We start from the raw sequence: 21,133 nt of genomic DNA, 5'->3' as shown, positions 1-21,133 counted from the left end.
GTTTCGTCGTTCGGTACGGTGGGAGGATCAGTGGGCGGCCCACTGGACGGTGTCCAGGTCAACGCCTTCGTTGACCATCTCCCACAGCGGCGAAAGTTCGCGCAGCTTGCCGATCTTCTTGTGCAGAAGGTCGATCGTGTAGTCGACCTCTTCCTCGGTGGTGAAGCGGCCGAGCGTGAAGCGGATCGAGCTGTGCGCCAGCTCATCGTTGCGCCCCAGTGCGCGCAGCACGTAGGACGGCTCCAGGCTGGCGGACGTACAGGCCGAGCCCGAGGACACCGCGATGTCCTTGATCGCCATGATCAGCGATTCACCCTCCACGTAGGCGAACGAAATGTTCAGGTTGTGCGGCACGCGGTGTTCCATGTCGCCGTTCACGTACGTGGCCTCGATGTCGGTCAGGCCCTTGAGCAGCTTGTCGCGCAGGCGCTTGATGCGGACGTTTTCCTCGGCCATCTCCTCGCGCGCGAGGCGGAAGCTCTCGCCCATGCCGACGATCTGGTGCGTGGGCAAGGTGCCGGAGCGCAGGCCGCGCTCATGGCCGCCACCGTGCATCTGCGCCTCCAGGCGCACGCGCGGCTTGCGACGAACGTACAGCGCACCGACACCCTTGGGGCCGTAGGTCTTGTGCGCACAGAAGCTCATCAGGTCGACCTTGAGCTTGTCGAGGTCGATGTCGACCTTGCCGGTCGCCTGGGCCGAATCCACGTGGAAGATGATGCCCTTCGAACGGCAGATCTCGCCGATCTCGGCGATCGGCTGGATCACCCCGATCTCGTTATTCACGAACATCACCGACACCAGGATGGTGTCGGGGCGCAGCGCGGCCTTGAAGGCTTCCAGATCGAGCAGGCCGTTTTCCTGCACGTCGAGATAGGTCGCCTCGAAGCCCTCGCGTTCGAGCTCGCGGAAGGTATCGAGCACCGCCTTGTGCTCGGTCTTGAGCGTGATGATGTGCTTGCCCTTGCCCTGGTAGAAATGCGCCGCGCCCTTGATCGCCAGGTTGTTCGACTCCGTGGCACCCGACGTCCAGATGATCTCCTTCGCGTCGGCGTTCACCAGCTTCGCGACCTCCTCGCGCGCCTCCTCGACCGCCTTCTCGGCTTCCCAGCCGTAGGCGTGCGAGCGACTCGCCGGGTTGCCGAAGTGCTCGGTCAGCCAGGGAATCATCTTCGCGGCAACCCTCGGGTCCACCGGGGTGGTGGCCGAGTAGTCGAGGTAGATCGGGAACTTCAGCATTGCGTCTCTCCGCAGGGATGTGTTGTGCAGATGTTGTTCAAATGTCAGGCCGCCATCGCAGCCAGGTTCTTCAATTCGCCGACGATGCGGCCAAAGGTGACGATGAAGCGCTCGACCTCGTCCGTCGTCGTGTCGCGGCCCAGGCTCACCCTCACCGCGCCACGCGCCAACTCGGGCGCCACGCCCATCGCCAGCAGCACGTGCGACGGCTCGGGATTGGCGCTGGAACACGCCGATCCGCTGGCGCAGGCGAAGCCCGCACGGTCCAGCTTGCCGACCAGCGTCTCGCCGTCGATGCCTTCGATGGCGAAGAACGTGGTGTTCGGCAGGCGCGACGCCGCCGCGGAAAAAACGCGTGCGCCCCACAGCGGTGCGGCCGCCTCGATGCGGTCGCGCAAGACCGTCAGGCGCGTCGCCTCGAAAGCGCGGCGACTCAGCGCGCGCTCACAGGCCACGCCGAAGCCGACGATGGCCGCGACGTTCTCCGTGCCGGAGCGCAGACCGCGCTCCTGCCCACCACCGGCGATCAGCGGCGCCAGCTCGACACGCTTGTCGATGACCAGCGCACCGGCGCCCAGCGGGCCGCCGACCTTGTGCGCGGACAGGGTCATGGCATTGACGCCCAGCGCACGGAAATCCAGTTCGATCTTGCCCAGCGCCTGCACCGCGTCGGTGTGAAACCAGGCGCCGGCAGCGCGCGCCTCGCGCGCCAGCGCAGCGCTGTCCTGCAGAACGCCGGTCTCGTTGTTCGCGGCCATCACCGACACCAGGCGCGGTCGATCGGCCAGGGCGGCTCGCCAGTCGTCGGCATCGATGCGCCCCTCGGCGTCGACCGCGATCTCGCGCATCGTCCACCCGCTGCGGCGCAACTGCCGCGCAGGCTCGCGCACGCACGGGTGCTCGATCGAACTGACGGCCACCACACCGGGCTTCATCACCGCTGCAGCCCCCTTCACGAAGAGGTTGTTCGCCTCGGAACCGCCGCTGGTGAAGAGGATCTCGGTCGGATGCGCGCCGACTGCCGCAGCAACCCTGGCGCGGGCTTCGTCAATTGCCGCCCTCGCCTGCCGGCCATACTCATGCCGGCTCGATGCGTTGCCGTAGCGCGCATCGAGCCAGGGGAGCATGGCCTCACGCACCACCGGATCGAGCGGCGTGGTGGCGTTCCAGTCGAGGTAGGTCGGGGCGAACATCGGTCGGACAGCCTCAGACAGCCGCAACCTCGCGCACCACGAGGCCTGCGCGGCGACGAATGTTCTTCAGCACCGCCATGTCGGCATCGGCCTTCACTTCGCGATTCACCAGCGCGCTGAGCGTCACCGAGTCGAGATAGGCGTACATGCGCTTGTTCAGATTGGCCCACAGGTCGTGGGTCGCGCAGCGATGCTCGTCGTGGCAGTTCTGCTTGCCGCCGCACTGGGTGGCATCCAGCGGTTCATCCACTGCGATGATGATGTCGGCGACGGTGATCGCGTCCATTTCGCGCGCCAGACGATACCCTCCGCCCGGCCCGCGCACGCTCGAAACCAGCTTGTGCCGGCGCAACTTGCCGAAAAGCTGCTCGAGATACGACAGGGAGATCTTCTGCCGCTCGGCGATACCTGCCAGCGTCACCGGCCCCTCGGCCTGGCGCGCGGCCAGATCGATCATCGCGGTGACGGCGAAACGCCCCTTGGTCGTCAATCTCATGGTGAACCCTCGAAGTCTGCACTTGCCAGGCTAATACCTGAACAATTCGCTCAACTATACGGATCCCGACAAAAACGGTCAACTAATCGAGGAATTGCGCTTTGCAATCAAGGCTGTCAATCGACCATCTTGGACAGCCGGGACGCATCGAACTCGTCTCCCGGCGCGCAGGTGTCGTCGAGCTTGATGCCTGCAGCCTCCAGCCGTGCAAGCATGGCCTGCAGGCGCCGGTCAGTCTCGACCGCGTGGTCGAGCAGGCCATGCACCGCCTTGGACATCGGGTCGTCCATGTCGCGCGTCACACCGTAGGCAGAGAAGCCCATCTCTTCGGCCTTCTGTGCGCGCGCAGCATCGCGTTCGGGGTCGATCAGGCGCGCGGGGTTGCCCACCGCAGTTGCGCCAGCCGGCACCGGCTTCACCACCACCGCGTTGGATCCGATCTTGGCGCCGTCGCCGACGGTGAAACCACCCAGCACCTTCGCGCCCGCCCCCACGACGACCCCCTTCCCCAGGGTCGGATGGCGTTTGGCGCCACGATAGAGCGATGTGCCGCCGAGCGTGACGGCCTGGTAGATGGTGCAGTCGTCGCCGATTTCCGCCGTCTCGCCGATCACGGTTCCCATGCCGTGGTCGATGAACACGCGCCGGCCGATGACTGCGCCCGGGTGGATCTCGATGCCCGTCAGGAAGCGGCTGATGTGGCTGATGAAGCGGCCGAGCCAGTAGAAGCCGTTGGTCCAAGCCGAATGTGCCAGCCGGTGGAAGATCAGCGCATGGACACCCGGGTAACAGGTCAGCACCTCGAGCGTGGAACGGGCTGCGGGATCGCGCTCGCGAACGCTGGCCAGGTCTTCACGGAGGCGGCTGAACATGGGACTCCCTTGACGGAAACGGTAGAACGAAGAAAACGCGACGACACGAATTCCCGACTATTTTAATCGACTTAGCGCCGCACGCGAAACACCCGCAGCCCCGCAGCCGCATGGACACGGACGCACGCCGCGCCCGGATCGGGGTACGGGGCAAGGTTCACCGCCGCTTAGGCTGCTCGAAGGTGGTGAGCATGCCGCGCAGGATGGCCACTTCCTCCTTCTCCAACTGGACGCGGCTGAACAGGCGCCGCAGCCGCGGCAGGAGGCGTCGCGGGTTGGCTGGATCGTGGAAGCCGCTCGCGGTCACGGCCTGCTCCAGATGCGCCATCAACCCCTCGATCTGCTTGTGCGTCGCGAACTCGGGACGCGGATCATCGGGCGGAGGAGGCTGCAGCGCCGCCATGCGCATCTCGTAGCACAGCAGTTGCACCGCTGCGCCAAGGTTCAGCGAGGAAAAATCCGGGCTCGTCGGAATGCTCACCGGCAAGCTGCACAGCCCTACCTCCTCGTTGGTGAGGCCGCTCGTCTCGTTGCCGAACACCAGCGCGACCTCACCGTCGCGGGTGCGCGCCACGGTGGCAGCGGCCGCCTCGCGGGCATGCATGCGCGGCAGTGACAGCTCCCGCCGCCGCGCGGTCAGCGCCGCCGCGAAAACCGTGCCGGCCAGCGCATCCTGCAGCGTAGGCACCACGCGCGCCGCGGCAAGGATGTCTCCCGCCCCGGAGGCCCGCGCATCGGCAACCGGATCAGGGAAACTGTCGGGCGCCACGAGCCAGAGCTGGCGCAGTCCCATGGTCTTCATCGCGCGCGCGGCTGCGCCGATGTTGCCCGGATGGCTCGTCCGCGAGAGCACGATTCGGACGCGCTCAAGCGCGAGGGGGCGATTCATATTAAAATTCACCGCTTTAAGAATTTTGCCGGACGCCATCGCCGACTTTCGCTGCCCACGAGGCCGGAGCGGGCGCAGCGTCCCGCTTCTTTAACCGAGACCGCACCGCATGCATCCCACCCTGAACATCGCCATCAAGGCCGCGCGCCGCGCAGCCACCGTGATCAACCGCGCCTCGACGCAGCTCGATCTGCTTACCGTGCAGTCGAAGTCGCCTAACGATTTCGTCACCGAGGTGGATCACGCGGCCGAAAAGGCGATCATCGAAGTCCTGCGAGACGCCTTCCCGGGGCACGGGATTCTAGCAGAGGAGTCCGGCGAGACTGGTCCGGAGAGCGAATTCAACTGGATCATCGATCCGCTCGACGGCACCACCAACTTCATCCACGGCTTCCCGCAATACGCCGTTTCCATCGCGCAGACCAGGAACGGCGTGCTGGAGCATGCGGTGGTCTACGATCCGACCTCCAACGAGATGTTCACCGCCAGCCGTGGTAGCGGCGCCTTCCTCAACGACCGCCGCATCCGCGTGTCGCGCCGTACCCGCCTGAATGAAGCGCTGCTGGGTACAGGCTTCCCGTTCCGCCAGTTCGACAACGTCGATGCCTACCTGGGAATGTTCCGCGAGCTGACGCAGAAGACCGCGGGCATCCGTCGGCCGGGCGCGGCCTCGCTGGATCTCGCCTATGTCGCTGCCGGCCGCCTCGATGGTTTCTGGGAAATGGGCTTGTCGCCGTGGGACATGGCAGCCGGCGTGCTGCTGATCCAGGAAGCCGGCGGCCTAGTGTCCGACCTGTCGGGCGAAGGCAACTTCATGACCACCGGTAATGTGGTGGCCGGCTCGCCCAAGATCTTCGGCCAGCTCCTGCCCATCATCCAGTCCTACCGCCCGGCCAGCATGCAGGCTTGAGCCCGCGCTTCCTCCGGTTCGGTCGATGAGCAGACAAGCCACCGGCCCGTCGGTCGCGCCCGTGCGGGCGCTCGACGGGCACACTCCCATGATGCAGCAGTACCTGCGCCTGAAGGCGCAGCACCCGGACACGCTGCTGTTCTACCGCATGGGCGACTTCTACGAGCTGTTCTTTGAGGACGCCGAGAAGGCGGCCCGCCTGCTCGACATCACGCTGACCACCCGCGGCCAGTCCAATGGCGAGCCGATCCGCATGGCAGGCGTACCCTTCCATGCAGTCGAGCAATACCTGGCACGGCTGGTCAAGCTCGGCGAATCGGTGGTGATCGCCGAGCAGGTCGGCGAACCGGGCGCCACCAAGGGGCCGATGGAGCGGGCGGTCAGCCGCATCGTCACGCCCGGCACCCTCACCGACGCTGCCCTGCTCGACGACCGGCGCGATTCGCTGCTGCTGGCCGCAAGCCTGCACCGCGGCACGCTGGGTCTGGCATGGCTGAACCTCGCCAATGGCGATCTGCGGCTGATGGAGTGCCCGGCCGAGGGGCTGCAGGCGCAGTTCGAACGCCTGCGTCCCGCCGAGGTGCTGGTGCCCGATGGTTTGTCGCTGCCGCTGATCGAGGCCCTCTCGCCTGCCCTGCGGCGGCTGGCCGACTGGCAGTTCGACGCGGAAGCGGGCGAACGCCTGCTCACCGGCCATTTCGGCACGCGCGACCTCGCCGGTTTCGGCGTGGAGAGTCTCCCCGTTGCCTTGGGCGCCGCCGCGGCGCTCTACGACTATGCGCGCGCCACCCAGCAGCAAAGCCTCGCTCACGTGACTGGCCTGGTCGTTGAGCGCGAGTCCGAATACCTGCGGCTGGACGCGGCCACGCGCCGCAACCTCGAACTGACCGAGACGCTGCGCGGCGAGCCGGCACCCACGTTGCTCTCGCTTCTCGACACCTGCGTCACCAGCATGGGCTCGCGCTGGTTGCGCCACGCGCTGCACCATCCGCTGCGCGATCCCGGTGTGCCCGCCCTGCGCCATGAGGCGGTGGCGGAGCTGGTCGGCGACGGCGATGGACGCGGCGCGTCTGCCGTGCGCACGGCGTTGCGCGGCGTTGCCGACGTCGATCGCATCACCGCCCGCATCGCCCTGCGCAGCGCCCGCCCGCGCGACCTGTCTGCGTTGCGCGAGAGCCTTGCGCGCCTGCCTGAGCTCGGATCCGCACTTCAGGGCAGCTCGGCCGCGCTGCTGCTCGACCTTTTGCGTGCGCTCGACATCGCACCCGATGCTCTCGCCCTGCTGCAGGCCGCGATCGCCACCGAGCCGGCGGCGATGATCCGCGACGGCGGCGTGATCGCCCCCGGCTATGACTTTGAACTCGACGAACTGCGCAGCATCCAGACCAACTGCGGCGAGTTCCTGCTGGCGCTCGAGGCCCGCGAACGCGAACGCAGCGGCATCGCCAACCTGAAGGTCGAGTTCAACAGGGTGCATGGCTTCTACATCGAGGTCAGCCGCGCCAATGCCGACAAGGTGCCCGACGACTATCGCCGGCGCCAGACGCTGAAGAACGCCGAGCGCTACATCACACCCGAGCTGAAAGCCTTCGAGGACAAGGCGCTGTCGGCCAACGAGCGCGCGCTGGCGCGCGAGAAACTGCTGTACGACGCCATCCTCGACGACCTCGCCGAGCACATCCCCGCACTGCAGCGCATCGCGCGTGCGCTCGCCACGCTCGACGGCCTCGCCGCGTTCGCGGAAGCCGCGCTGCGCCACGGCTATGTGCGCCCCACCTTCGCCAGCCGGCCCGGCATCCGCATCGACGGCGGACGCCATCCGGTGGTCGAGCGCCAGGTCGACAACTTCATCCGCAACGACGCCCGCCTCGCCCCCACGCGCCGCATGCTGATGATTACCGGGCCCAACATGGGTGGCAAATCGACCTTCATGCGCCAGGTGGCGCTGATCTGCCTGCTGGCGCACGTCGGCAGCTTCGTGCCGGCCGACGCCACCGAGCTCGGCCCGCTGGATGCGATCTACACCCGCATCGGCGCCTCCGACGATCTCGCCTCCGGGCGCTCCACCTTCATGGTGGAGATGACCGAGGCTGCGGCCATCCTGCACGGCGCCACCGAGCACAGCCTGGTGCTGATGGACGAGATCGGCCGCGGCACCTCGACCTTCGACGGCCTTGCGCTGGCTTTCGCGATTGCACGCCAGTTGCTGGAGAAGAACCGCAGCCTGACGCTGTTCGCCACCCACTACTTCGAGCTGACCCGGCTCAACACCGACTACCCGGAGTGCGCCAACGTGCATCTGGACGCGGTCGAGCACGGCCACCGCATCGTCTTCCTGCATGCGCTGGAGGAAGGGCCGGCGAGCCAGAGCTATGGCATCGAGGTCGCTGCGCTGGCCGGCATTCCGGCGCCGGTGATCCGTGACGCCAAGCGGCGCCTGCGGGCACTGGAGAATCGAGAGATCGACGCCGGGCCGCAGGCCGATCTCTTCATCACGCTACCGGAGCCGGACATCGCACCGCTGTCGCATCCGGTGCTCACCGCGCTCGCCGACATCGACCCCGATGCACTGAGCCCGCGGGAGGCGCTGGAAAGGCTTTACGCCCTCAAGCGCCTTGCATCCTGAGTGCGAGCAGGCCCACACCCATGAGCACCCCGATCGACATTTCAGAGGAAGGCGGCGTCCGCTACCTGCATTTCGGCTCCGACTGGGTGCAGGGAGCGATGCGGATCCGCAAACCCAATGCGCTGGAGCTCGCCTACACGCGCGAGATGATGGCCGGCCTGCTGTTGCGCGACGGCCTTGTCGATGACCCCGGTGAATGGCCCGAGGACGTGCTGATCATCGGTCTGGGCGCGGCGTCGCTGGCGAAGTTCGTCTATCACAACTGCCCGCAGGCGCGCATCAAGGTGGTCGAGATCGCCCCGCAGGTCGTCGCAGCCGCGCGCCAGTTCTTCAAGCTGCCGGCGGAAGACGCGCGCTTCTCCATTCACGTCGGCTGCGGCGCCCAGTACGTGCTCGAGCACGATCGCCACTTCGACTACGTGCTGGTGGATGGCTTCGACCGCAACGCCCGCGCCGGCGCACTCGACACCCTGCCGTTCTACCAGGCGGTGCGCAGCCGGCTGTCGGATCGCGGGCTGATGGCGGTTAACCTGTTCGGCCGCTCGCGGGGCTACAAGGCCAGCCTGGAACGCATCATCACCGCCTTCGACGACCGCGCGTTGGCCTTCCCGTCAGTCGATAGCGGCAACGTCGTGGCCTTCGCCGCGGCGGGAGAGCCCATCGAGCGCAGCCTGGCCGAGTTGCGCGAGCGTGCCGCGCTGCTGAAGTGGGGCACCGGTCTGGACCTGCTGCCGACTGTGACCCGCCTCGAGCAGGCCGGCACCGTGCCCGGCGGCGTGCTGATGCTCTGATCTGCCTCAGGCTGGAGCGCTCTCCGGCGCCGGAGGAATCCACAGGCACAAACCCTTGTTCGCCTTGGCGATACCGGCGAGGACCTCGTCGTGCGCGGCGAGCTCGCTATCGGTTGCTCGCAGCACCTTGATCGGCTTGCGCTCGCGCGGTCCGCCAGCAAGCTCGACATCGCCGCGCGGCGTCTCATCCTCGAGCGCCATGATCAGGCTCTCCTGGCCACGCGTCATCGCCAGATAGACTTCGGCGAGCAGTTCGGCGTCAAGCAGCGCGCCGTGCAGGGTGCGGTGCGCATTGTCGATCTCGTAGCGATCGCACAGCGCATCCAGCGAGGCCTTCTTGCCCGGGTTCTGCTCCTTCGCCATCTTCAGCGTGTCGATCACGCCGCCGCAGAGCTGGTTCAGGCCGGACCGGCCCAGCAGCTTGAGCTCATGGTCGAGGAAGCCGACGTCGAAGCTGGCGTTATGGATGATGAGCTCGGCATCGCGTACGAAGTCCTCGAACTCGGCTGCGATCTCGCCGAATTTCGGCTTGTCGGCGAGAAAATCCTCGGTGATGCCGTGCACCGCCACCGCTTCCGCATCGATGCCGCGCTCGGGATTGATGAAGACGTGGTAGTGCCGTCCGGTGAGGCCGCGGTTGAGCAGCTCAACGCAGCCGATCTCGATCACCCGGTCGCCATTGCGCCAGTCAAGGCCGGTGGTTTCGGTGTCGAGCACGATTTGTCGCATGAGGAATCCTGGATCTGTTGCAATTTTAATCGCCGTGGCGAGGCCCTCAGCCTTCCACGACGCTTCCCGATTTACGCGTGGCCTCAACCCCACGCCGCGCGAGCGCATCGGCGCGCTCGTTTTCCGGGTGGCCGGCGTGCCCGCGCACCCATAGCCATTTCACCTGATGACGGGAGGCCGCCTCGTCGAGGGCACGCCACAGGTCGGCATTCTTGACCGGCTCCTTGGACGCCGTTTTCCAGCCGCGCGCCTTCCAGTTGTGGATCCACTCGGAAATGCCCTTCTGCACGTACTGGCTGTCGGTGTGCACCCGCGCGGTCACCGGGCGCTTCAGCGCGCCGAGCGCGCGGATCACCGCCAGCAGTTCCATCCGGTTGTTGGTGGTGTCCGGCTCGCCGCCCCAGATTTCCTTCTCGTGGGTGCCAGCACGCAGGATCGCCCCCCAGCCACCGGGGCCGGGATTGCCACTGCAGGCACCATCGGTATAGATATCGACTTCTTCCATCACTCTTCGCTTTTGTTGATTTCGCCCCCGCCGTTGCGCTGCGCGACCGGTGACAAGGCTTTCGCGCCTCGCCGCTCCTCGCGCCACTTCGGCGTGATCAGGCGCATGCCCTGCACCCGCTTGACACCGTGAAGCATGTAATCGGCCCCGCATCCCGACCACCAGCGCGGACCGGCCCGATCGAGCACTCGCCAGCGCTCCAGCCATGCGGCCGATGCGGCGGCCGGTACGTAACATCCGAAGCGCGCCGGCTGCACCTCGAAGCCAAGCAGCGCGAGCCAGTCCTTGATGCGCATCGCCGTGCGGAATTGCCCCGTCCATGGGAAACGTCCGCAGCGGCGCGCGCCGACGCGCCATGCCCCCCACAGGCTCAAGGGATTGAAGCCCGAGATGACCACGCTGCCCTCCGGCACCAGCACGCGCTCCACTTCGCGCAGCACCTGGTGCGGCTGGGCCGAGAACTCGAGCACATGCGGCAGAAGCACGAGATCGAGGCTCGCGGTGGCAAACGGCAGCTCGAACTCGTGCCCCAGCACCTCCGCCGGAGCGCACGCCCCGCAACGAAAACGGAACGCCATCCGGTTGGCGCGCAGGAAGTCCAGCTCACCCATGCCCACCTGCAAGGCGTTGTAGCCGAATACGTCCGCCACCATCTGGTCGAACGCGGTCTGCTCCCAGTCGAGCAGGTAACGGCCCTGCGGCGTATCCAGCCAGTCCGATAGTCCCGGGATTGACATGCTCGCACAAGGACTCAGAATTCGCGGGATGAACATTATCCCTCTTCCCGCCTTTCGCGATAACTACATCTGGCTGATCCACGACGGCCGCCATGCGGCGGTGGTGGATCCGGGCGACGCCGCCCCGGTGGAGAAATTCCTGGCAGCGCAAGGCCTGAGCCTGGCTGCCGTGCTGATCACCCATCACCACCCGGACCACGTCGGCGGCCTGCCATCACTGCTTGCGCGCCAAAGGGTGCCGGTTTACGGACCAGCGCGCGAGTCCATCGCCGGCGTCGACCATCCGGTCCGCGAGGGCGACACGGTGTTCATCGACGCGCTCGGGCTCGCGCTGGACGTGCTCGATGTGCCCGGGCACACCGCCGGGCATGTGGCCTACCACGCGGCGACGCCGGCTCCGGGCAGCCTGTTCTGCGGCGACACCCTGTTCTCGGCCGGTTGCGGTCGCCTGTTCGAGGGCACGCCGGCGCAACTGGCCTCGTCGCTGGCAAAGTTCGCCGCCTTGCCCGAGGCGACGCGCGTGTACTGCACGCACGAATACACCCTGTCGAACCTGGCCTTTGCGCGCGCTGCAGAACCGGGCAATGCGCAGCGCGACGCCTACGCTAAACGTTGTGAAGCACTACGGGCGGCGGGCGAACCGACCTTGCCGAGCTCGATCGCCATCGAGAAGGCCGTGAATCCGTTCCTGCGCTGCAGCCAACCAGGCGTCATCGATGCGGTGACGGTGCACGGCGGCGTACGGCCTGTTGATGCGGTCGGTTGCCTGGCCGCCTTGAGGGCCTGGAAGGACGTCTTCTGAACGCAATTTTCTTTTGACGCACCCGGACCCGCTGGCTAGACTTGCGCGCTTTGCTGCCAGGCTCCAGCGGACTTCCGTCCATGGCTACACGCTTTACACCGCGGCGATTCGCAGCGCTGCTCCTACCCCTCGCGCTGGCCGCCGTCGCCCTGGCCTCGCCCGCCTTCGCACGCGGCCCGGCGACCGGCGATCCGCTGCCGGCGACGAGAGCAGCGCTGTCCGGCGGCGACGGCCCGCGAGTCCTGACCCTCGACCTGACGCGGGACGCCAACGACATCTGGGACCGCATCCGCCGCGGCTTTGGGATGCCCGATCTGGACAGCCCGCTGGTGGCGGAGCAGCAGCTCTTCTATCTGAACCGGCCGGGTTTCCTGAAGCAGGTCTTTGCGCGCGGCGGGCGCTACCTCTACTACATCGTCGACGAGCTCGAGCGCCGCGGGATGCCCACCGAGCTGGCGCTGCTGCCGATGGTGGAAAGCAGCTACAACCCACTGGCCTATTCGCGCGCGCACGCGTCCGGCCTGTGGCAGTTCATCCCCTCCACCGGCAAGCACTACAACCTGACCCAGGACAACTGGGTGGACGAGCGCCGCAACGTCATCACATCGACCAATGCCGCGCTCGACTACCTGCAGACGATCTACGAGATGCATGGTGACTGGCATCTGGCGCTGGCCTCCTACAACTGGGGCGAAGGCGCCGTCAAGCGTGCGCTGCAACGCAATCTCGACGAGGGCAAGCCGGGCGAATATTCTGCCCTGCGCATGCCTGAAGAGACGCGCAACTACGTCCCCAAGCTGCAGGCAATCAAGAACATCGTCAGCCAGCCGGAGCTGTTCCACATCGAACTGCCTTATGTGGCCAACGAGATGCAGTTCGTCACCGTCAGCGCCCCGCCCGGCATCGATCTTGGCACCGCGGCACGTCACGCCGACATGCCGCTCGATGAATTCCTAGCGCTGAACCCGGGCTTCAATCGCCCCGCGATCACGACCCCCGGGCACACCTTCGTCGTCCCCGCCGACCGCGCCGGCCGTTTCGAGGCACGCCTCGCCGAAACCCTGCGCAGCGGCTCGGCCTGGCGCACGCATACCGTTGAACCCGGAGAGAAGCTCGACACCATCGCAGAGCAATACGGCCTGACGATCGCCCAGTTGCGCCAGCTCAACGGGCTGGGCGCGCAGGGCGGCGTTTCGGCGGGCCAGTCCCTGCTCGTGCCGGACGGCATCGACCCGTCCGGTGCGCTCGAGGCCAGCCGCCTGCTGCCCTTTGCCGGGGTCGTGGCGCGACAGCAGGGCTTGAAGCTCAGCGGCAGTGCGGACGCTCCTGCCAATTCCTCAGGCCGCGACCCGCAATTGCGCTTCAAAGGCGAAAAGGAGCCATCCATCGGGCTCTCTTCGCCGCGACTCGGTCGGGCCAGCGCGGGGCGCCAGGAGGAAGCGAAGCGGACGTCGACGCGCGAGAAGCCGGGCAAGATCGTGAAGGAGGTGAAGGGCAAGCACGCTGGCAGCCAGGCAGCGGCCAAGGGCCGCGCAGAACCTGCCGGTCGTACAGCGCGACAGGGAGCCAAGGCGTCGTCTCCGGCCGCCGCGGCACAGCCCAGGGCGGCCAGGTCCACCTCGAAAAGCGCCGCTCCGGCAGCAAGTTCAAGCGCGAAGAGCGCTGCGCCGGCGCAGAAGAAGGGCGCGGCACCCGCACCGAAAAACAAGCCCGCCAAGTCTTCCCGCTGAAAGTCCGGGCGGGCGCTGCCCGCCTGGTTGCGCTGCGCAGTCCCTCCTTGACGCCTGGCAGGCCTGGCCGAACATGCTGTTTCGTCAGCGCCCTTGCGGCCAGTGGCAGCGCACCACGTGCCCGCCGCCGAGTTCGGTTTCACGCGGATAGGTCAACCGGCAGATGTCGCTCGCGTGCGGGCAACGCGGATGGAAATGACATCCGGCGGGCGGATCCAGGGGCGAGGGCACATCGACCACCGCAGCCTGTGCCGGCTGCACGGCGGTGGCGCCGCCCCTGTCCGCATTCATTGCTCCTGACGGTCCCCCCCCGGCGCCGTCGATTTCCGGCACGGCGTCCAGCAAAGCCCGGGTGTAAGGATGCGCCGGTGCCGACAGCATGCGCTCCACCGGTCCCTGCTCGACGATGCGCCCGAGGTACATCACCGCCACCTCGTCAGCGAGGTATTCGACCACCGCCAGATTGTGGGTGATGAACAGATAGGCCAGTCCGCGCTCGCGCTGCAGTTCCCGCATCAGGTTCAGCAACTGCGCCTGTACCGAGACGTCGAGCGCGCTCGTGGGCTCGTCGCAGACGATGAGGCGCGGCGACACTGCCAGCGCCCGCGCAATCGCGATGCGCTGGCGCTGGCCGCCGGAGAACTCGTGCGGATATCGCCAGCGCATTGCAGGCGAAAGGCCGATGCGCTCGAGCAGCGTGTCCGCGGCGCGACGTCGTGCCGCCGGGTCGGGCTCCACGCCGAGGCTGGCCATGCCCTCCTCGATGATCTCGCCCACGCGCATGCGCGGATTGAGCGAGGCAAACGGATCCTGGAACACCATCTGCACCGCGCGGCGCATGCCCTGCAAAGCATTGCCGCCCTGCCCCACCATGTCGACGCCATCGAGCTGCACGCTACCCGCCGTGGGCGGCACGAGCTGCAGCAAGGCCTTGCCGACGGTCGTCTTGCCGCAGCCAGACTCGCCGACGAGCGCCAGCGTGCGACCGGCAGCGAGGCTCAGGTCCACCCCATCGACCGCCCGTACGTGGCCGACGACACGGCGCAACAAGCCCTTGCGCACCGGGAAATGCACCGTGAGACCGCGCACCTCGAGCACCGTAGCGCCGGACTGCCGCGGGGAGGCTCCCTCGATCCGACCGGCGGCGACACGTTCAAACGGGCGTGGGACCTGAACGCCTTCGTAAAGATGGCAGCGCACCGATTGGGCGCCGACACGATGCCAGCCGGGGGCCTCGTCGTCGCAGCGATCAAAGGCGGCCGGGCAGCGCTCCGCAAAGCGGCAACCCACGAACGCGCGGTCCAGCGGCGGCACGCTGCCGAGCGGGGCATCGAGCACGCGGCCGCGGTGCGCGGCACTCGGCAGGGCCGCGAACAGCTTGCGCGAATACGGATGCAGCGGCATCGCGAAGAAGGCCTCGCGCGGCCCCGTCTCCACCACCTCGCCTGCGTACATCACACCGACCCGGTGCGCCATGCGCGCCACCACGCCGAGATCGTGCGTGATCAGCAGCATGCCCATGGCGCGCTCTGCCTGGATGTGCGCCAGCAAGTCCAGCACCTGGGCCTGGATCGTGACGTCGAGCGCCGTGGTGGGCTCGTCGGCGATCAGCAGCTCGGGGCAGCCGGCAAGGGCCATCGCGATCATCACCCGCTGCTTCATGCCGCCGGAGAACTGGAAAGGGTAGTCGTTCAGCCGTCGCGCCGCATCGGGGATGCCCACGCTTTCAAGCAGCTTCACCGCGGCCGCGCGCTCATCGTCCTTCCGATGCTGCAGCAGGACTTCGCCGATCTGCTCGCCGACCGTCATGACCGGGTTCAGGCTGGTCCCCGGCTCCTGGAAGATCATGCCGATGCGCCCGCCCCGCACCTGGCGCATTGCCGCTTCCGGCAGTCGCAACAGATCGGTCCCGCCCAGTCGCACTCCGCCATGCTCGACGCGACCGGCATCGGGCAGCAGCCTGGCAAGCGCCAGCGCCGTCATCGACTTCCCACAGCCGGACTCGCCCAACAGGGCGAAGGTTTCACCGGCGGCGAGCGACAGATCGACGCCGTCGACGGGACGGATCGTGCCGCGCGGCGTGTCGATGGCCACCCTCAGGCCGGTGACTTCGAGCAGCGGCACCGGCTGGTCCGTTGAGTGAGAGGCAGGCTTGGTCGGTGGATCGAAGCTCATGGTCGTCGCAGCGATGCGGGAAGACAAAACGACGAGAGGCAGCCGGAAACCGCTCCGGTCTGCCTCAGGTCATGCCCCTTCCGGGTTGCGCATCGGGGCCGCACGGAACGGCCCGCCAGCGATCAGTGATGGTGGCCGCCCGCTCCGTGAACGTGGCCGTGGCTGATCTCCTCTGCCGTCGCCTTGCGCACTTCGGCGACGGTGATGTCGAACACCAGCGACACACCAGCCAGCGGATGATTGCCGTCGACGACGACCTTGCCGTCGGCGATGTCGGTCACGCGGTAGATCAGTTCCTCGGCCCCGTCATCGGACACGCGCTCGAAGCTCATGCCGACCTCGATGTTCTCCGGGAACAGCTTGGCGTCCTCGATCATGATCAGGGATTCGTCGTATTCGCCGAAAGCATCGTCAGGCAGCAGCTTGACCTGCAGCGTGTCGCCCTGGTGCTTGCCGTGCAGCGTTTCCTCCAGCTTAGGGAAGATGCCGTCGTAGCCGCCGTGCAGGTAGACAAGAGGGTGGTGACCGTCGTCGATGACGGCGCCATCAGGGTCGCGCACCGTGTAGTTCAGCGTCACCACGGTGTTCTTGACGATTTCAGCTTGCATTGTGTGATTCCAGTTTCTTGACCAGTTCGAATACCGCGGCTGCATGCCCACGGGGCGTCACGTCGTACAGCGCGTGGCGGATCTTCCCCTGCTTGTCGATGACGAAGGTCGATCGCCGCACGCACATCTTCTTCACACCGTCGACTTCCTTCTGTTGCCACACGCCGTAGAGCCGGCACACTTCGGTGTCGGCATCGGAGAGCAGACGGACCGAAAGTCCCTGATGGTCGCGGAATTCGGCGTGCGTGAGGCAATCGTCGGGACTGACGCCGACCACGATGCAGCCGTGGCGGGCGAATTCATCTTCATGGTCGCTGAAGTCCGCGGCCTGAAGCGTGCATCCGGGCGTGTTGTCGCGTGGGTAAAAGTAGAGAACCACGTGCTGCTTGCCGCGCGTGCAAGCGAGATCGAAAATCTCCATGTCCGCGTCCGGCAAGGAAAACGAGGGTGCAAGGTCTCCGCTTTGCAGCATGGGCTCTCCCTGACGTGTGGCGGATTCTAGCCGAGTGCTCGGTCGAACTCTACCGGAGCCGGCGGCAGGTTGGGGAGGAATGATCAATTCGGCTTTCTCCCGGATCGAGGACGCCCATGCGATCGCGGGCGGCACATGAGAATCAATAGCCCAGATGCGCCGCCGGCTCAAGTCGCAGCGCATCATGAACGCAAGCAAAGGAGATGCGGGATGTCGCCCAGGACCATGCGTGCCATGCTGTTCGAACGTACCGGCCAGGCACTGCGCATGGCCGAACTGCCGGTGCCGTCACCTGCACGAGGCCAGCTCCTGTTGCGGGTGGAAGCCTGCGGCGTATGCCGCACCGACCTGCACCTGATCGACGGCGAGTTGCCCGACCCGGTGCTGCCGATGGTTCCCGGCCATGAGATCGTCGGTCGCGTCGTGGCCACCGGCAGCGGTGTGGCCGGCGTACGCGTCGGACAGCGCATGGGCGTGCCCTGGCTTGGCTGGACCTGCGGTACCTGCGACTTCTGCGCCAGCCAGCGTGAAAACCTGTGCGACCACGCCCGCTTCACCGGCTACCAGATCCATGGCGGCTATGCCGAATACACCGTCGCCGATGCGCGCTACTGCTTCCCGCTGCCCGATGCCATCGATGCCGCGGAAGCCGCGCCGCTGCTGTGCGCCGGCCTGATCGGCTACCGCGCCCTCGTGATGGCGGGCAACGCCCGCCGCCTGGGCATCTACGGCTTCGGCGCGGCCGCCCACATCATCGCCCAGGTGGCCGTCTGGCAGCAGCGCGAAGTGCTCGCCTTCACCCGGCACGGCGACACGGCAAGCCAGGCTTTCGCCCGTCAGCTCGGCGCGAGCTGGGTCGGTGCCTCGGACGAAACGCCGCCGGTGCCGCTCGACGCCGCGCTGATCTTCGCGCCGGCCGGCGAGCTGGTCCCTGCCGCGCTGCAAGCGATGGCCAAGGGCGGGACGGTGGTGTGCGCCGGCATCCACATGAGCGACATCCCGGCTTTCCCCTACCGCATCCTGTGGGGCGAGCGCCGCATCGTGTCGGTGGCCAACCTGACCCGCCGCGACGGCGACGAATTCCTCGCCCTGGCCTCGCAGGTGCCGGTGCGCACCGAAGTCACCCGCTTTCCGCTCGTCGACGCCAACCTCGCGCTCCAGCGTCTGCGCCACGGCGAGTTGCAAGGGGCGGCGGTGTTGCTGCCCTGACAGGGTACTGCACCGCCAAAATCACCAGCAGGGCTTGCTCCACGCTGAAGACTGTTTAAAATTACAGCACCCATCGGAGACCGCCATGCCACCCCGCAGCGACAGCCTGACCACACGCCAGCAGGAAATCCTCGACTTCATCCGCGACACCGTCGAGGCCGAAGGCCGTCCTCCGACCCGCGCAGAAGTCTGCTCGGCCTTCGGCTTCCGTTCGCCCAATGCTGCCGAAACCCACCTGCGCGCGCTTGCCGCCAAGGGCGCGATCCTGCTCGAGGAAGGCCGCGCGCGCGGCATTCGCCTCGCCGAGGCGCTCGGCCTGCCGCTGGTCGGCCGCGTCGCTGCCGGCAGCCCCATTCTTGCCGCCGAGCATGTCGAGGCACGTTACCAGCTCGATCCTTCGCTCTTCTCGCCGCGTGCCGACTACCTGCTGCGGGTACGCGGCCTGAGCATGCGCGACGCCGGTATCCTCGACGGCGATCTGATCGCCGTTCACCGCAGCGCCGAAGCGCGCAACGGCCAGATCGTGGTCGCCCGGGTCGACGATGACGTCACCGTGAAGACCTTGCAGCGCAAGGGCCCGCTGGTCGAGCTGCTGCCGGCGAACCCGGATTTCCAGCCCATCGTCGTCGATACCCGCCGCGAGCCGCTGGTGATCGAAGGGGTGATGGTCGGCCTGATCCGCAAGGATCACTGAACCCGGCAAGGATTTGCCCCGGCGGCACATGGCCGGGGAGGTCACTATGAGCGCTGCAGCCACCGCCCTTTCCTCCGCAGCAGAACTGCGCAGCACCCTCGCGGCTTTGCCGCCCGGCTCGGTGTGGCAGGCCAGCCGACTGGCTCATGGCAAAGGGCCGGTGCTTTCCAGCGGCTTCGACGCGCTGGACGCCGAGCTGCCCGGCGGCGGCTGGCCGGCGGACGCGCTGATCGAACTGCTGGTCGACCATCCCGGCGTGGGCGAGCTGTCGCTGCTGCTGCCGGTGCTGAGTCGCCCGCCGTTCGAGCGCTGGTTCGCCTGGGTGTCCCCGCCCTTCCTGCCTTATGCGCCGGCCCTGGCGGCGGCGGGGGTGCCGCTTTCCCGTCTGTTGCTGATCCGGCCCGATGCGACCCGCGCGCTCTGGGCAACCCGCCAGGCCCTTGCCTCGGGAGGCTGTTCGGCCGTCCTCGCCTGGTTGCAGCACATCGACACCGCCGGCCTGCGCCGGCTCCAGCTCGCGGCCGAAGAGGCGGCCACGCCCCTGTTCCTGTTCCGTCCGCGCGCAGCCGCACGCCAGGCCTCACCGGCACCGCTACGGCTGATCCTTGCCGGCGCAGGCGAGACGCTGCAGATCAGCATCCTGAAGCGGCGGGGGCCGCCCGCATCCAGGGCCCTGCACCTGCCCGTGCGCCGCCTGCAGGCGGACGACACCGAACTGATCGCTTGCAACGCGATCGGCGAGGCCCCTTCTTCAAGACCTGCGCCGCTGCAACTCGTGAGTTGAGCCATGCTGTGGCTCGCCCTGCTGCTGCCCGAGCTGCCCCTGCAGGTCTACACCCGGAGCGGGATCGATGCTCCGCTCGCGGTTGTGGCTGGTCACCCGCACCCGTGCGTGATCGCGACGAGCCCCCAGGCCCGCGCGCTGGGTGTCGAGCCTGGTCAGGGTGTCGCCGCAGCGCTGGCCATCGCACCGGCGCTGCAGTTGCAGGCACGCACACCGGCGCTGGAGACCGAGACCCTGGCCGAAGTGGCTTGCTGGGCGGGCGCCTACAGCCCGCGCATCAGCCTCGTCCCGCCGGATGCGGTGCTGCTGGAGATCGAGTCCAGCCTGAAGCTCTTTGGCGGTGCCTGCGCCATCGCTGACGCAATCCATGAAGGCCTTGCACGACTGGGGCTACAGGCCAGCCTCGCGACGGCGCCGACCCCCCTCGCTGCGCGCTGGTTTGCGCGCACCCGCCCGGGAATGAACGACGCGCTCCTCCCGGGCTGGCAAGCCGATCTCGATTCGCTCCCCCTCACCGTGCTTGCTGACGGCACCGGGGTGGCCCCTGCGACCCTGGAACTGCTCGCCGGCGTCGGCGTGCGAACGCTCGGCGAAATCGCCCTGCTGCCCCGCGCGGCCCTTGCGCGCAGGCAGGCCACCGCCGTCATCGAGACCCTGTCACGCGCCCGCGGCGACATCCCCGACCCGCAACCCTGGTTCCAGCCGCCTGTGCAGTACGCCCACCGCCTCGCACTGCCTGCGCCGGTGTGCGAGACCGAGGCGCTCGCCTTCGCTGCCCGGCGGCTGTTCGCCGGCCTCGCGGCGTGGCTGGCCCGTCGCCATGCGGCAGTCGACCAGTGTGTGCTCGAGCTGGTCCATGAGCGGCACCCGGCAACCCGCGTGACCATCGTCAGCGGCGACCCCTGCCGCGACGACAGCCGCCTTGTCCTGCTCGCCCGCGAACATCTCGCCCGCCTGGAACTCGTTGCCCCGGTCGAGGAACTGCGCCTGCTCGCCGACGCGCCGCAAGCGTTCGCGCCCCAGCCGGACGATCTTTTCGGCCGCCCCGGGCAGGCGCGGGACAGCGCCATGCTGTTGCTCGATCGCCTGCGTGCCCGCCTGGGTGCCGACGCCATCCATCTGCTCGACACTCGCGCCGACCATCGCCCGGAGGTCGCCTGGGCCCGGAAAACAGCGACATTGCCATCGGCGTCGCCATTTCCTTCCCCATTTCCTTCCCCATTGCCCTCGCCATCCCCCACCCGCACCGCAAGCGCCGGAGCAAAGCGGGCTCATCCGAAGCGGCCCTTGTGGTTGCTACCCGACCCACGTCCACTTGCGCCCGGCGTCGTCACCCTGCTCGAGGGCCCGGAGCGCATCGAAGGCGGCTGGTGGGATCAGGCCGACATCCGGCGCGACTACTATCTTGCCCGCGGCCCGGATGATGCCCTGTGGTGGATCTTTGAGGATCTGGACCCTCCCGGCGCCTGGTATGTGCATGGCTATTTCGGCTGAGAGCGTGAGAGTTTTTCTCCAATCTCGCCAGGTTGTGCTGGGACTGGCATGCTCCGAGACATGAACGAGACCGAAGGTCATAACGGATCGCCGGCCAGCCTGTTCGATGACCTGCCGGCTGTCGAGGAACAACAGGTGATCGCGGCGAAGCAGGCGCGGGCGGCTTCACGCCGGCAAG

20 protein-coding genes are annotated in these 21,133 nt (G+C 67.5%); 9 read left to right on the top strand and 11 right to left on the bottom strand.

Annotation, left to right across the window (positions count from 1 at the left end; all coding sequences use genetic code 11):
- Positions 1–27: 27 nt before the first annotated feature.
- From GH664_RS15125 to GH664_RS15105, 5 genes are all read right to left on the bottom strand, one after another.
- Positions 28–1,236, bottom strand: a complete 1,209-nt coding sequence (locus tag GH664_RS15125; protein WP_228111555.1) for an IscS subfamily cysteine desulfurase — start codon at positions 1,234–1,236, stop codon at positions 28–30.
- Positions 1,237–1,283: 47 nt separating this feature from the next.
- Positions 1,284–2,432 carry a cysteine desulfurase family protein gene (locus GH664_RS15120; protein ID WP_153168918.1) on the bottom strand — a complete coding sequence of 383 codons (1,149 nt, stop codon included), beginning with the start codon at positions 2,430–2,432 and terminating at the stop codon, positions 1,284–1,286.
- Between the two features lie 13 nt (positions 2,433–2,445).
- Positions 2,446–2,928 carry a Fe-S cluster assembly transcriptional regulator IscR gene (gene iscR / locus GH664_RS15115; protein WP_194270421.1) on the bottom strand — a complete coding sequence of 161 codons (483 nt, stop codon included), beginning with the start codon at positions 2,926–2,928 and terminating at the stop codon, positions 2,446–2,448.
- A 116-nt stretch (positions 2,929–3,044) separates the two neighbouring features.
- On the bottom strand, positions 3,045–3,800 hold the full coding sequence (gene cysE, locus GH664_RS15110) for a serine O-acetyltransferase (RefSeq protein WP_153168917.1): 756 nt from the start codon (positions 3,798–3,800) through the stop codon (positions 3,045–3,047).
- A 157-nt stretch (positions 3,801–3,957) separates the two neighbouring features.
- Complete coding sequence (locus GH664_RS15105) at positions 3,958–4,689, bottom strand: RNA methyltransferase (RefSeq protein WP_153168916.1); 732 nt, start codon at positions 4,687–4,689, stop codon at positions 3,958–3,960.
- Positions 4,690–4,798: 109 nt separating this feature from the next.
- On the opposite strand from GH664_RS15105, the gene GH664_RS15100 reads away from it, so the two are divergent.
- From GH664_RS15100 to GH664_RS15090, 3 genes are read left to right on the top strand one after another with little or no spacing between them, the layout of a single operon-like run.
- Positions 4,799–5,599, top strand: coding sequence for an inositol monophosphatase family protein (locus GH664_RS15100; RefSeq protein ID WP_153168915.1), 801 nt, complete (start codon positions 4,799–4,801; stop codon positions 5,597–5,599).
- Between the two features lie 25 nt (positions 5,600–5,624).
- On the top strand, positions 5,625–8,225 hold the full coding sequence (gene mutS / locus GH664_RS15095; protein ID WP_228111549.1) for a DNA mismatch repair protein MutS: 2,601 nt from the start codon (positions 5,625–5,627) through the stop codon (positions 8,223–8,225).
- A gap of 20 nt (positions 8,226–8,245) precedes the next feature.
- Positions 8,246–9,016: a fused MFS/spermidine synthase gene (locus tag GH664_RS15090; RefSeq protein WP_153168914.1), complete on the top strand. Its 771-nt coding sequence runs from the start codon at positions 8,246–8,248 to the stop codon at positions 9,014–9,016.
- 6 nt (positions 9,017–9,022) lie between these two features.
- On the opposite strand, the gene dnaQ is transcribed toward GH664_RS15090, so the two are convergent.
- Genes dnaQ through GH664_RS15075 form a run of 3 tightly spaced genes read right to left on the bottom strand, consistent with a single transcriptional unit; the run spans position 9,023 to position 10,987 of the window.
- On the bottom strand, positions 9,023–9,745 hold the full coding sequence (gene dnaQ / locus GH664_RS15085) for a DNA polymerase III subunit epsilon (RefSeq protein ID WP_153168913.1): 723 nt from the start codon (positions 9,743–9,745) through the stop codon (positions 9,023–9,025).
- A 46-nt stretch (positions 9,746–9,791) separates the two neighbouring features.
- Complete coding sequence (gene rnhA, locus GH664_RS15080; RefSeq protein ID WP_153168912.1) at positions 9,792–10,250, bottom strand: ribonuclease HI; 459 nt, start codon at positions 10,248–10,250, stop codon at positions 9,792–9,794.
- Positions 10,250–10,987 carry a class I SAM-dependent methyltransferase gene (locus GH664_RS15075; RefSeq protein ID WP_153168911.1) on the bottom strand — a complete coding sequence of 246 codons (738 nt, stop codon included), beginning with the start codon at positions 10,985–10,987 and terminating at the stop codon, positions 10,250–10,252. Before GH664_RS15075 ends, rnhA begins: the two co-directional genes overlap by 1 nt.
- A 28-nt stretch (positions 10,988–11,015) precedes the next feature.
- Here GH664_RS15075 and gloB point away from each other — a divergent pair, with 28 nt between their 5' ends.
- Positions 11,016–11,789, top strand: coding sequence for a hydroxyacylglutathione hydrolase (gene gloB / locus GH664_RS15070; protein ID WP_153168910.1), 774 nt, complete (start codon positions 11,016–11,018; stop codon positions 11,787–11,789).
- An 80-nt stretch (positions 11,790–11,869) separates the two neighbouring features.
- Positions 11,870–13,519: a transglycosylase SLT domain-containing protein gene (locus GH664_RS15065; protein WP_153168909.1), complete on the top strand. Its 1,650-nt coding sequence runs from the start codon at positions 11,870–11,872 to the stop codon at positions 13,517–13,519.
- Positions 13,520–13,603: 84 nt separating this feature from the next.
- Here GH664_RS15065 and GH664_RS15060 read toward each other — a convergent pair whose 3' ends face one another.
- From GH664_RS15060 to GH664_RS15050, 3 genes are all read right to left on the bottom strand, one after another.
- Positions 13,604–15,694, bottom strand: coding sequence for a dipeptide ABC transporter ATP-binding protein (locus GH664_RS15060; protein WP_153168908.1), 2,091 nt, complete (start codon positions 15,692–15,694; stop codon positions 13,604–13,606).
- Positions 15,695–15,816: 122 nt separating this feature from the next.
- Entirely contained in the window at positions 15,817–16,302 is a 486-nt protein-coding gene (locus tag GH664_RS15055; protein ID WP_153168907.1) for a peptidylprolyl isomerase, read from the bottom strand.
- Entirely contained in the window at positions 16,292–16,774 is a 483-nt protein-coding gene (locus tag GH664_RS15050) for a peroxiredoxin (protein ID WP_153168906.1), read from the bottom strand. Before GH664_RS15050 ends, GH664_RS15055 begins: the two co-directional genes overlap by 11 nt.
- A 210-nt stretch (positions 16,775–16,984) precedes the next feature.
- Here GH664_RS15050 and GH664_RS15045 point away from each other — a divergent pair, with 210 nt between their 5' ends.
- The 4 genes from GH664_RS15045 (at position 16,985) to GH664_RS15030 (ending at position 20,955) form a co-directional block, all read left to right on the top strand.
- The gene (locus GH664_RS15045; RefSeq protein WP_228111548.1) at positions 16,985–17,983 is read left to right on the top strand and encodes a zinc-dependent alcohol dehydrogenase family protein; all 999 of its coding nucleotides are present in this window, start codon (positions 16,985–16,987) and stop codon (positions 17,981–17,983) included.
- A gap of 85 nt (positions 17,984–18,068) precedes the next feature.
- Positions 18,069–18,677, top strand: coding sequence for a transcriptional repressor LexA (gene lexA / locus GH664_RS15040; protein ID WP_153168905.1), 609 nt, complete (start codon positions 18,069–18,071; stop codon positions 18,675–18,677).
- 46 nt (positions 18,678–18,723) lie between these two features.
- Positions 18,724–19,461 (top strand): translesion DNA synthesis-associated protein ImuA, encoded by a 738-nt coding sequence (gene imuA, locus GH664_RS15035; protein ID WP_153168904.1) that lies wholly within the window; start codon positions 18,724–18,726, stop codon positions 19,459–19,461.
- Between the two features lie 3 nt (positions 19,462–19,464).
- Positions 19,465–20,955 carry a DNA polymerase Y family protein gene (locus GH664_RS15030; protein ID WP_153168903.1) on the top strand — a complete coding sequence of 497 codons (1,491 nt, stop codon included), beginning with the start codon at positions 19,465–19,467 and terminating at the stop codon, positions 20,953–20,955.
- Positions 20,956–21,133: the final 178 nt, after the last annotated feature.

The sequence above is a fragment of the Thauera sp. 2A1 genome (assembly GCF_009469595.2).
Taxonomy (GTDB): Bacteria; Pseudomonadota; Gammaproteobacteria; order Burkholderiales; family Rhodocyclaceae; genus Thauera.
The sequence above is the reverse complement of the archived record's forward strand: the minus strand, read 5'-3'. Positions and strand labels throughout refer to the sequence as shown.